The following is a 12,261-nucleotide window of genomic DNA, read 5'->3' on the forward strand; positions in this document are numbered from 1 at the left end:
TAGGTGGGAAATCAGAAATTATGGTTCTATTTTCCTTAGTTTTTGGATTCCATCATAAATTTTTTCAGCAAGGACTGGTCCGATGCCCGGAACCTTTTGTAATTCCTCTTTTGTGGCATCAGTGACTTTCTTTTTCGATTGAAAATAGGAAAGAATACTTTTTCGCCTGCTTGCACCAATGTCTTGAATATCATCCAAAATGGTTTTTAATGCTTTTTTCTTTCTTTGCACCCGTTGGAAGGTAACGCCAAATCTATGAGCTTCGTCACGTAAATTTCTAAGTAGGCGCATCATCGGCGAATGCATATCAAAACTATAAGGATACTTTTCTCCAGGAAAATAAATCTCTTCTCTCTTTTTGGCAAGTCCCACCATGGGAATATGACCAAGTTCTAATGCATTGGCGGCTTCGGCTGCACGTGATAATTGGGTCAGACCTCCATCGATGACAATTAAATCAGGAAGAGGTTCTTCTTCGTTCATTAAATGACTGAGTCGCCTAGCAATTACTTCATGGATCATACCAGGATCATTGATTCCATCATAACCGCGCATTTTATAATGTCTGTAACCAGGTTTATAAGGTTTTCCATCCACAAACATCACACCACTCGCAACTGGTGATGATCCTTGGAAGTGAGAAATATCATAACATTCTATGGTTCTTGGTAAAGCAGGAAGTTTTAGTTTTTCTTGGAGTTCTTTCATCGCTACTGATTGGTCACGAAGTTTTGTAGCAAGAATCCGTTCGGTCAAACTTAGATCCGCATTTTTTTCCGCCAAACGAAGAAGAGATTTTTTGGGACCCATTTCCGGAAACTTCAGTTTGATCGATGTTCCAAATTTTTCAGTAATAGCCTCTACAAAAACATCATAGTTTCCTTTTGCAGAAGGAGGTAAAAAAATTACACTAGGAAGAATTGAAACATTTAAATAATAATCACGTAGAAACGATGTGAATACTTCTTCATCATCGGAAAAAGATAAACCTGTGATCGGAAACGATTTTTTCCCTTCTAACCTTCCTCCTCTCACTTCTAAAATGACAACTTGACCTTCATCATCTCGTTTGCTGATTCCTAATATATCTTCATCAGCACCGTCCATACTGACAACAGTTTGTTTTTCACGGACTTGGTTGATTTTTTCGATCCTTGCTTTTAGGTAACCTGCTCGTTCATACTCCATTCGTTCGGAAGCTTGGACCATCGAAGTTTTAAGTCCTGCAACCAATCGTTCCTTTTTTCCTTCCAAAAAACTAAGGATCTCATCCACTAATTCTCCGTAGGTTTCCTTTGTGACATTCCCTTGACAAGGACCAAGACATCGACCCATATGAAAATTCAGACAAGGCCTTTGTGGCTTTGCGAGTGGGAGTTTTAGTTTAGTTTTGCGAATTGGAAAGATTCTATGAATTAATTCTAATGTATCGCGAGCTGCCTTCACATCCGTAAATGGACCAAAGTAGCGATCCCCATTGTCTTTTACATTTCTTGTCAAAAATACCATGGGAAAAACTTCACTTGTAGAAACACAAAGGAAGGGATATTTTTTATCATCCTTTAACCTAACATTGAACTTCGGATTGTATTTTTTGATTAAGGTGGCTTCAAGAAGCAACGCTTCCTTTTCTGTGTCTGTTGCAATCCAATCCAAGTCATACAACTCCACAAAAAGAGCCCTTGTTTTGCGGTCTTTTTGATTTGGATTTAAATAGGAACGAACTCTCGATTGAAGTTTAAGTGCTTTACCAACATAAATGACTATTCCTTCCTCATTTTTCCAGAGGTAACATCCAGGTTGGCTTCCTAAATTTTTAATCTTTTCTTGGATGGTTTTTAGAATGAGTTGGTCTTTCATTATCTTTTTATAAGGGAATTTTACGTTTACAATTCTTAGACAATTTGTATCCCTAGGGTATGGATATGCGTAAATTGATCAAATTTATAATTTTTGGTCTAGAAGGTTTTAATTACGGAATCGGCTTCCCCACTCTCCTTGCTTATATTTACTTTTTTACAGAATGGTCGGGAGAAGAATTTCAAATTATTCTAATTTCCACATCCATTTCGGTCTTTTTTATCTTAATTTTTTGTTTCACTTTCTACTGGATTCGATTTGCCTCTGTCAGTCGCATTGGAAAACCGGAATGTACCAAACGAGACCAAATTAAGGCCTATTTTTGGTTGGATCATTTGGCACAAGTGGCCATGATTGATGTCATCATTCGCTATGCGATCGGTTTTTTGTTTGTCCTTGGTTCTTTATACTTTTACCAACATTCAAAAAACTTTGTACTTATGAGTGAAATGGCCATTGGTCTTGGATTGACCTTAGCCTTTACCGTCATCTTCCAATCCATTTTTATTGATTATGTAGAAAATAGATTTAATACCAAAGGCATCCTACTTTCGATCCGCATCGACCACCATAAAAGTATCAATACGAGAAAACTCTCTAGAAATTTGGGTTTCCAAACAGTTCTCTCATTTTTTGCAGCCATCCTTGTTTTATTTATCATCAATTACCGAATGAATTTTAAACAAGAATTGGATTTAGTCCATACCAGCATGGAACAAGCCGTTATGGATTCGGAAACACTGATGCGTGTTACCCTTGTTGACTTTCGAGACAGGCTCACACTTTCCATATTTGCTGAAAACAAACTCAAAGACCAAATTATAAGGAAAGATTTACAAGGAATTCGTTCCGTTTTAAACGATATCCAATTAAAAAGTACAAACCATGCTGTAGAAGCCCTCTTCTTTTATAAACCGGAAGAAGGAATTTTTGTATCAACTAATGAATACGATCGTTCCAAAACAGGTAGCATATTTTTTATTGAAGATGTTGATTTAGCAAAACAAGGCCCGCTGAGACATACAAGCATTCGTTCGCGCATTTCAGGAGATATTGTTTCTCCTTACACTCTCCCCGTATATCAAAATGATCAATTTTTAGGCTATGTTGGTGGATTTTTAAATATCGGAAAACTCTCGAGTTTCATTTTAGGAAATATTAAAATTGGAACTTCTGGTAAAGTTGGATTTTTTGATGGAGATGGAACCATCGTTTATTATACTAACAAAAAGGAAATTGGAAACAACGCCAAATCAAAGTTAGTTTTCGATACACCGTTTCAAAAAGAAGAAGCTCTGGGTTTTGTTGATTCCACAGAAGATGGAACTCTCAAACGGATTTTTTACGTCAAAAACCCCGAGTTTAATTATATTATTTTTTGCATATTTGAAAATGCTGAATTGTATGAAAAAACACTTACCAGTTTATTCACTACGCTCGGGATTTCCATTATCGTCGTACTTCTCATCGGAATCATTACAGTGCTTGTCATTGAATCCAAACTCAAACCATTAGAAAGAATCAAACTGCGAATTTCTGAAATGGTAAAAGGAAATTTACAATCAGATTTTTATGACTCAAGTCGCGATGAAATTGGAAGTATGGCAAACGCTATGTTTGACTTTCAAACCAAACTACGCCAAATCGTAAACCAAACCCAAACGGTTTCAAACGAACTCACAAATACGAGTTCGGATATTTATGAATCCATGTTGTCTTTGTCTGATGCTGCCCAAAACCAAGCAGCTAGTAGCGAAGAAATTTCGGCTTCCGTTGAAGAAATTACAGCAGGGATTGAAAGTGTAGCACAAAGAACCGAAACACAATCTTTTACCTTAGTCTCTCTCATGAAAAAGATGACTGAACTCAACCAGGCAGTGTCGGACATTGACAAAAAATTTCAAGTGGCAGACGTCAGAGTGGAAGAGATTACAAACGACGCAAAGTTAGGTGAAAAGTCTTTAGGGGAGATGAAACTTTCGATGGACAAAATTTTTCAATCTTCTTCTGAAATGACAAATGTTGTGGAAATCATCCATAACATTTCTGAACAAATCAACTTACTGGCATTAAACGCTGCCATCGAAGCTGCAAGGGCTGGAGTGAGCGGAAGAGGATTTGCTGTCGTTGCTGACGAAATATCAAAATTAGCTGACAAAACAGCCAAATCTATTGACGACATTGAAGAACTCATCAAACAAAACGAAGGTGAGATCAAACAAGGTCAGGAAAAAATCGACAAATCCATTGTAATTTTAAGTGAAACCATTTCTGGGGTAAACTCCATCAACCAAATGACAAAAGAAATACGGTCCGTTGTCAGAAAACAAATTGAAACCAATGAAGAAGTCAACGAAGGTGTAACACAAATTCGGGAACTCTCAGAAATGATCAAAGAAGCCACTGATGAACAAAAAATGGCGATGCTCGAAATTTCAAGATCCATGGCCGAGATTAACAACCATGCACAAACGACAGCGATGTCTAGCGAAGGAACAAAATCCAGTTCACAAAGCATGAACCAACTTTCAGAAAGTTTAAGAAGAGAGATCAACTATTTCCATGTCTAAATCCAAAAACAAAGTTCCATTCAAAACAAGACTTTTGACTTTTGCAATTCCTCTAGTAGTCGGACTGGTCTCTGCAGTTCTTGTGAAATACTATGTCATTACCCCAGTACACATTCCAAACCAATTTATGGAACCCACACTGAAGAATGGATCTACTGCTTATTTCAACAGATGGTTTCGTTCAAAACAATTAGGAATTGGTGATGTGGTTCTTGTTCGTTCTCCTCTGGATCCAAACTCAGTTTTTATAGCAAGGATTGTTGGCAAACCTGGAGACTCCATCTATGTACAAAAACGAATGGTTTTTCGGAATGGAACGCTCCTAGACCCATCCAGTTTTCCTGAATCTGCATCTAACGAAATTCCCTTGATCCCCCCCGGAAAAACGGAATCGGATGACATGCCAAAACTCACAGTTCCCGAAAAATCTTTTTTCTTACTTGCTGACAATCGAGAACTCGGAGTGGATTCAAGAACTTTGGGTGTGGTCCAAGAAAGCCATGTCATTGCCACTTTGTGGTAAAAAATCTTTAGCCGATTCTAACCGAAAAACATAGGAATTTCTGAATTTCTTAAGGGTTCTGTGTAAACTTAACCCTTAAAATGAGTGACAGAGACCCCGAATTCGAAATTCTGTAATTAAAAAATCGTTTCATCTCTCGATACGAGCCTTTTAGGAGAAACTCATGGTAAAAATCGCAATCAATGGTTTTGGTCGCATTGGACGACTTGTACTTCGATCCGGAATCAAAGATCCCAACATAGAATTCGTTGCCATCAACGACCTCGTGACCCCAGACAATCTTTCTTATCTTTTCAAATATGACTCCACTCACGGTCGATTCGACGGTGAAGTTTCTCACACTGACAACGAAATCATTATCGACGGCAAAAAAGTTAAAACTTTCTCAGAAAGAGACCCAGAAAAACTCCCGTGGAAAGAACTTGGAGTGGACTTTGTAATCGAATCTACTGGTCTTTTCACTGACCGAGTGGGTGCTGAAAAACACATCAAAGCTGGCGCGAAAAAAGTCGTGATCTCAGCTCCCGCAAAAGACAAAGACATCCCTACATTTGTAATGGGTGTGAACCATGAAAAATACGATTCGGCAAAAGACAATGTTGTCTCTAATGCATCTTGTACTACCAACTGCCTTGCGCCGATCACAAAAGTGGTTCTTGACAACTTTGGAATCGTAGAAGGCCTTATGACAACCATCCATGCGATGACTGCAACCCAACCGACTGTTGACGGACCTTCTAAAAAAGACTTCCGTGGTGGACGTGGTGCTGCTCAAAACATCATCCCTGCTTCGACTGGAGCTGCTAAAGCAGTTGGACTTTGTATCCCAGAAGTCAATGGAAAACTCACTGGTATGAGTTTCCGAGTTCCAACACCGGATGTTTCGGTTGTGGACCTAACAGTTCGTACAGAAAAACCAACAAGTCTTGCCGAAATCAAAAAGAAAATGAAAGAAGCTAGTGAAGGTTCCATGAAAGGAATTCTTGGTTACACTGAAGATATGGTAGTATCTAACGACTTCCTTGGAGACATTCGTTCTTCGATTTTTGATGCCGATGCTTGTATTGAACTTAGCCCTACTTTTTTCAAACTAGTCTCTTGGTATGACAATGAAATGGGATACTCAAACCGAGTTTTAGACCTCGTACGTTACATGGCAAAAAAAGGCTAAGATGAAATTACCTCTTCTAGAAGAACAAAATCTAAAAGGAAAACGAGTCTTTGTTCGTGTGGACTTCAATGTCCCTGTGGAAAACGGAAAAGCTACGGACAGGACTCGGATTGAAAAAACCCTCCCTACTTTGGAATTACTCATTTCCAAAGGGGCAAAGATCATTCTTGGAAGTCACTTAGGTCGCCCCAAAGGCGGCCCTGAGGCAAAATATTCCATGAAACCTGTGTTTGATGTTCTTACTACCCTAGTCAAAACCAAAGTTAGTTTCTCTGACTCTGTGATTGGTGCCGGTGTAGTGAAGATGTCAAATGAACTTGGGGAAGGCGAAATCCTCCTTTTAGAAAACCTTCGTTTCCACAAGGAAGAAGAGGAAAATGCACCTGGGTTCTGTAAGGAACTGGCAAAACTGGCTGATGTATATGTGAACGATGCTTTCGGAACTGCCCATAGAGCCCATGCCTCCACAGAAGGTGTGGCTCACCTTCTCCCTGCTTTTGCAGGACTTCTGATGCGTAAAGAAATTGAAGTTTTAAGTGGACTCCTTGCAAGACCAGAACGCCCTTTTGTGGCGATTGTGGGTGGATCCAAGGTAAGTTCCAAATTTGCTATTTTAAAGAACCTACTGGAAAAAGTAGATCATCTACTCATCGGCGGAGGGATGGCTTATACCTTCCTCAAATCGAGAGCGGTTCCTGTGGGGAAATCTCTTGTGGAACCAGACTTTGAATCCCAAGCCTTCCAACTCATTGACCGAGCGGGAATCCAAGGGGTCGACCTTCAAATTCCAGTAGATCATATCATTGCGGATGCCTTTGATCCCAATGCCAAAACCAAGTCGGTTGATAAAATGGGAATCCTTGATGGATGGATGGGAATGGACATTGGTCCGAAAACCATCGACAATTATATAAAAGCCATCAAAGAAGCCAAAACCATCCTCTGGAATGGACCAATGGGAGTTTTCGAAATGGACAAATTCTCTAAGGGAACCATTGAAATCGCCAAGGCTATCAGTAAATCCAAGGCCAAAACCGTTGTGGGCGGTGGCGATTCCATTGCCGCAGTAAACAAAGCAGGGGTCGCAGACAAAATCACTCATATTTCCACAGGTGGTGGAGCCTCTCTAGAATTTTTAGAAGGACGAACTCTACCAGGTGTGCAATGTTTACTCCCGAAGGAAGAAAAATAAATGAGAAAGAAGATCATTGCCGGAAACTGGAAAATGAATTTAACATTGGCAGAAGCCGTAACCATCACCAAAGGTTTAGTTTCTGCGAGTGACGCATCTGCTCATGAGGTAATGATTTTTCCAAGTGCTTTGCATTTGGAATCTGTTTCTTCCCTTGCCAAAGGTTCAAAACTCATCGTGGGAGCACAAAATGCTTACCAATCAGGACTCACGGCGATGACCGGAGAAATATCTCCCGTACAATTAGCGGAACTTGGGATCACCACAGTTCTTGTGGGTCACTCTGAAAGGCGCCAATTTCTCGGAGAAACTTCCGAATTTGATAACCAGAAGATTTTATATTTTTTAAAAGCAGGACTTAGAGTTGTGTACTGCGTGGGTGAGACCTGGGCAGAACGAGAAAAAGGAAACACCTTTACTGTGTTAGAAGACCAAATCAAAAAAGGTCTGAAAGACATTACAAGTGACCTCTTCTCTAAACTTGTCATTGCTTATGAACCTGTTTGGGCGATCGGAACAGGAAAGGTGGCAACACCCGTAGAAGCAGAAGAAGCACATGCGTTTATCCGCAAAGAAATAGCGAATCTCTTTGTAGGTGCGGGTACAATTGCAGAAAAAATTCAAATTCTTTATGGTGGATCGGTAAAACCGGACAATATCAAAGAATTACTCGCCAAACCAAACATAGACGGTGGCCTCGTGGGAGGAGCCAGTCAAAAATTAGATTCATTTTTAGGACTTTTAAAATAAGGAAACTTTATGGGATTTTTTGCAGGAACCATCCTCACACTTTTTATTCTACTCTCGCTCTTTCTGATCCTTCTTGTCATGATCCAAACTGGAAAAGGCGGAAGTGCTGGAATGCTCGGCGGATCTACAGCGAGTCAATCGGTCTTTGGAGCATCCACAGCTGACGTAATGACAAAAACAACAAGAGTGGCAGCCATTCTATTCATCGTTCTTTCTTTGGCACTATCTTTCGTATTTGCAAAAAAAGACGAAGTATTGGTTCCCGATGTAGAACCAAGTTTAGAAGCTCCGGTAGAAACTGATGGAACACCTTCCGAAGTACCGGCTCCTACTACTCCTTAGTTTTTTCTCACTGAATGTCAGCCTTTTTGCAGAGTCTGACATTTCTGAAAAAGAAAACCGCCTAGACAAGGAAATCCTTAGCCTTTACCGAGAAATCGCTAAAGCTAGGGAACTTTTATCCTACGAAAAACTCACTTCACTTCCATCCAATACAACCATTAGTTTTATTGGAACTTATCCCAATCGAACTGGGCTACGCATTCGAAAATACAAAGTAGATCCGGACCCACAAAACAAAAATCGAATCAAACATTCCGAAGAAAAATCGATTCTTTTAGAATTCAATGGGTCAGTTTTATCAAAAGTTGAAGTTTTGGTAGTCACCGAAGATACTGAAATCGAACAAAAAACAAAAACAAAAATATCCGATACCTCTCCTTTAGATGAATCGCTAAACGATATGGTAATTGGATTTTCTGGTTTGGATGGAAATGACAGTTTCCCACTTTCTTCTCTGCGTAATGACGAAATCAAACAAGAAAGAAACGATTTTAAAAAAGACTTTTATATTAAATTTCTTTTAGACTTTAATAGCCAATTGGCATCGATTTCCGCCTTACAAAAAACAGGTGGGAACAAAAACCAAAAGTCTATGTTCAAACAATTAAATCAGTCTTTAGGTTATTAGTTTTGTCTGAGAATTCACAAAACAAGGATACATCTGCAGTTGAAAAAGTTGCGGAAAAAGCTAGGGAACTTGAAGCGATTTATGACGTAGTCCAAGATCCACTAGTACTTATCGATTCAGATTTTCAAATCCAGAGAGCAAATCTTGCTACGATTCTTTTTGCAAAAAACAACAAATACGATGAACTCCTTGATCGCAAATGTTATGAAGTTTTATACCAAAGAACAGACATTTGTCCCTATTGTCCAAAAATCAACGTAAAATCAAAAGAAAAAAATCAAACCTATTCCACTCCCATCACTCGAGAGATTTTTTTTCGTTCAGAAGATAAAAAACAAACTCTACTTTTGGAATTTTATCCTTATCCAAAACAAGAAGACCTATTTTGGATGGTAGAAAAAATTTCAGATGTTACCAAACAAAGAGACAAAGAAGAAGAATCTTTTCGGATGCGTAACTTAGCTTCTCTTGGGATTTTAATTTCAGGGATTGCCCATGAGTTAAATAACCCACTTACAGGGATTAGCCTAACATTACAAAATCTAAAAGCAAATTGGCAAAATCAGCCTCCAGAACAAATTGAAAAACGTTTAGATATGATTAAAAATGACGTATCACGTGCGGCCATTATTGTTTCTGATATTATTTCTTTTGCTAAAACAGATAAAGTAAAAGTCACTCTTGGGGATATCGTCGAAACCATCAACCGTGCAAAAGATACAGTGATACGTCTTTATCCACATTTAAGTAAAAATATTGTTTGGCGAATTTCTTGTGACCACGACTACCAGTTCCCTTTCCATCCTGGAAAAATGGAACGATTGTTTATGAATTTATTTAGAAACTCACTCCAAGCATTTGATTATAGACCAGGTGAGATTTCCATTGAAATCAGAAAAACGAAAAACTGGTTGCATATCATTGTAGAAGATAACGCAGGTGGGATTCCAGATTCCATCATTCAAAAAATATTTGATCCATTTTTTACTAGTAATAAATCGGGAACAGGAACTGGTCTTGGTCTTTCCATCTGCCACTCCATTGTCAAAGAACATGACGGTAATATTTCTGTGAAGTCGGTCGAACAAAAAACAAGGTTTACCATCTCCTTCCCTCTTACAAACGACATCACGGAGCAAAATCCATGAAAAAATCCATTTTAATTGTCGAAGACATCCACTCAATTCGCGAAGCCATCATGGATTTACTCAGCACCAAGTTTAATGTTTTTGGCGCTGAACATTTTGAAGAAGCAGTTTGGTATTTGACCAATGAAAAAATTGATTTAACCATCACAGACATTCGCCTTCCAGGTAAGTCAGGAATTGATTTAGTCAAATTGATACAAAAAGAATTCCCTCATATATTATATGCACTTATGACTGCATATAATATCAATGAATACATTAAATATGCTAAAGACCTTCATATATGGAATATAATTCCGAAGTATAGTTTTTTAGACATCCACCTCATTGAAGTTATGGTAGAAAAATTACTTTCAAATGATATATTTGGAATTGAAAAGTATTTTACTGGCGATTTTAAAGTTTATAGCCAAAACATAAATAGTGAATTTGAAGATGCACCTAACAATGGGATCATTTACAAACAAATCAAATCGGACCAAGATCGTTCCATCCTTTGTGGTAAAATTTCCAAAAACTTAATTCAATTGGGAGCTCCCAAGGCCATTCAACAAGTGCTAGAAGAGTTAACTTCCAATGCAATGATCCGTGCCCCCCGCACCCATGAAGGGGAATACAAATACCAATTCGAAATCCCCAGTCACGATATGGTTGTCCCTCTTGACAATATTCAACTAATGCCAGATGATTATTTTTTAATTGGTTACGGTGCAACAGAAAGCACTATCTTCATAGTGGTTCGAGATCAATTTGGATCACTAAAGAAAGAAGAAATTTTACACAGACTCGATCGTCATATTAGCTTAGATGATTCCACTGGGTTTCCCAAAGGTTTGGAGGATAGCCATGGACGTGGACTTTATATCTGTCGTGAAATCTCTGACCAACTCATCTTTAATATTGAACCAGGTGTCTGTACCGAAACAATTGCAATGATCAATAGAGAAGGAAGAACCGGTTTCAAATCTCTTTCTATCTATGAAGTGGATCCAAACTCCAAAACAAAAAATTAAAAAATTTGGAATTGCATCAGATCTGATTTTGATTGCATATAAAAAGTAGAGTTCAATTTCCCTGGGAAAAATCGAATTGGTAATTCAGAGGGTGGAATTTTTTTAGTTCGAATTAAATTCCCTTTGGTATTGTAAAACTGAATTTCCGATTCGGACAAAGTTATGTAAACTGAATCTGTGACAAAAATTGATTGGTAAACTCCACCTATCTTTGATTTAGTTTTTTCCCATACCAATTCCCCATCTTGGTAAAAAGACAAACTGTCTGGTAAGTTAAAAACCAGTGAACCATCATTACCAATAACAAAATAGAGTTTGTGCGGATAAAACTTTGGAAGGGAAAACTCTTCCACTGTTTCCCCCACTTCGTTCAAAATCTCTACAAAATCTTTGTCTAACAAAGAATAGTGGATTGCAGAAAATTTACCGTTTGGCGATAAAGCCACTGATTTAAAAAACGAATCCTTTTTATCTTTAGAAAGTTCTCTTTCAAACAATGGATTGCCTTTTTCATCGAGACGATAGATTTCCCCACCTGAAAATAGAACGATCACACCCTTGTTTTTTAAATCAAACTGATAATCAGTAAGGAACCTACCATTTAACTCTGATTTACCAACACGGTTTCCACTTTCATCCATAAGAAAAACCGTATTATTATCCCCTGACAAATACAGAACCGGTGAAGCAAAATATCCACTTCGTGGATACGAGTTAATTGGTTTTTTCCAAAATAGTTCCCCTGTATCAGAGAAAAAATTTACCTCATCCCCTATTTTTTCATACAACAAATAACCATTTGAAAGTAATGGAAAGTCCACCAAAAACTTTGGGTCCATTTCCAAAAATTTTCCAGTTTTAAAAGAATAATACCTTCCACCAATTTTATAACCATTGATAGTTTTCAAAGGATCTTCGCCTATTTTAGGTGAACTTGTACCAAATCGACCTTCACTATTCCAAACCCATGTTTCTCTTATGCTCGGGACTAAATTCAAATCAACATCCCAACTAAAAAAGAATAAAAGAAAAAAACCAATTGAATAAATAATCGTTTGCCACAT

The 12,261-nt window shown here is 38.2% G+C and carries 11 protein-coding genes; 9 read left to right on the forward strand and 2 right to left on the reverse strand.

What is annotated here, in order from left to right:
- Positions 1–18: 18 nt before the first annotated feature.
- On the reverse strand, positions 19–1,860 hold the full coding sequence (gene uvrC, locus CH364_RS09340; RefSeq protein WP_100743233.1) for an excinuclease ABC subunit UvrC: 1,842 nt from the start codon (positions 1,858–1,860) through the stop codon (positions 19–21).
- Positions 1,861–1,925: 65 nt separating this feature from the next.
- On the opposite strand from uvrC, the gene CH364_RS09345 reads away from it, so the two are divergent.
- The 9 genes from CH364_RS09345 to CH364_RS09385 all read left to right on the forward strand — a co-directional run bounded on the left by CH364_RS09345 (position 1,926) and on the right by CH364_RS09385 (position 11,197).
- The gene (locus tag CH364_RS09345; RefSeq protein ID WP_100743234.1) at positions 1,926–4,430 is read left to right on the forward strand and encodes a methyl-accepting chemotaxis protein; all 2,505 of its coding nucleotides are present in this window, start codon (positions 1,926–1,928) and stop codon (positions 4,428–4,430) included.
- Entirely contained in the window at positions 4,423–4,953 is a 531-nt protein-coding gene (lepB, locus tag CH364_RS09350) for a signal peptidase I (RefSeq protein WP_100743235.1), read from the forward strand. Before CH364_RS09345 ends, lepB begins: the two co-directional genes overlap by 8 nt.
- Positions 4,954–5,116: 163 nt before the next feature.
- Positions 5,117–6,124 (forward strand): type I glyceraldehyde-3-phosphate dehydrogenase, encoded by a 1,008-nt coding sequence (gap, locus tag CH364_RS09355; protein WP_100743236.1) that lies wholly within the window; start codon positions 5,117–5,119, stop codon positions 6,122–6,124.
- Position 6,125: 1 nt separating this feature from the next.
- Positions 6,126–7,316 (forward strand): phosphoglycerate kinase, encoded by a 1,191-nt coding sequence (locus CH364_RS09360; RefSeq protein ID WP_100743237.1) that lies wholly within the window; start codon positions 6,126–6,128, stop codon positions 7,314–7,316.
- Positions 7,317–8,066: a triose-phosphate isomerase gene (gene tpiA / locus CH364_RS09365; RefSeq protein WP_100743238.1), complete on the forward strand. Its 750-nt coding sequence runs from the start codon at positions 7,317–7,319 to the stop codon at positions 8,064–8,066. It abuts the gene before it with no gap.
- A gap of 9 nt (positions 8,067–8,075) precedes the next feature.
- Positions 8,076–8,408 carry a preprotein translocase subunit SecG gene (gene secG / locus CH364_RS09370; protein ID WP_002974121.1) on the forward strand — a complete coding sequence of 111 codons (333 nt, stop codon included), beginning with the start codon at positions 8,076–8,078 and terminating at the stop codon, positions 8,406–8,408.
- Positions 8,368–9,036: an LIC_12096 family protein gene (locus CH364_RS09375; protein WP_100743239.1), complete on the forward strand. Its 669-nt coding sequence runs from the start codon at positions 8,368–8,370 to the stop codon at positions 9,034–9,036. The genes secG and CH364_RS09375 overlap by 41 nt, the downstream gene beginning before the upstream one ends.
- Before the next feature lie 2 nt (positions 9,037–9,038).
- Positions 9,039–10,184 carry an LIC_12097 family sensor histidine kinase gene (locus CH364_RS09380; protein WP_100743240.1) on the forward strand — a complete coding sequence of 382 codons (1,146 nt, stop codon included), beginning with the start codon at positions 9,039–9,041 and terminating at the stop codon, positions 10,182–10,184.
- The gene (locus CH364_RS09385; protein WP_100743241.1) at positions 10,181–11,197 is read left to right on the forward strand and encodes a response regulator transcription factor; all 1,017 of its coding nucleotides are present in this window, start codon (positions 10,181–10,183) and stop codon (positions 11,195–11,197) included. Before CH364_RS09380 ends, CH364_RS09385 begins: the two co-directional genes overlap by 4 nt.
- Here CH364_RS09385 and CH364_RS09390 read toward each other — a convergent pair.
- Positions 11,194–12,261 carry a hypothetical protein gene (locus CH364_RS09390; protein WP_100743242.1) on the reverse strand — a complete coding sequence of 356 codons (1,068 nt, stop codon included), beginning with the start codon at positions 12,259–12,261 and terminating at the stop codon, positions 11,194–11,196. The genes CH364_RS09385 and CH364_RS09390 overlap by 4 nt on opposite strands.

This window comes from Leptospira harrisiae, assembly GCF_002811945.1.
Taxonomy (GTDB): Bacteria; Spirochaetota; Leptospiria; order Leptospirales; family Leptospiraceae; genus Leptospira_A; species Leptospira_A harrisiae.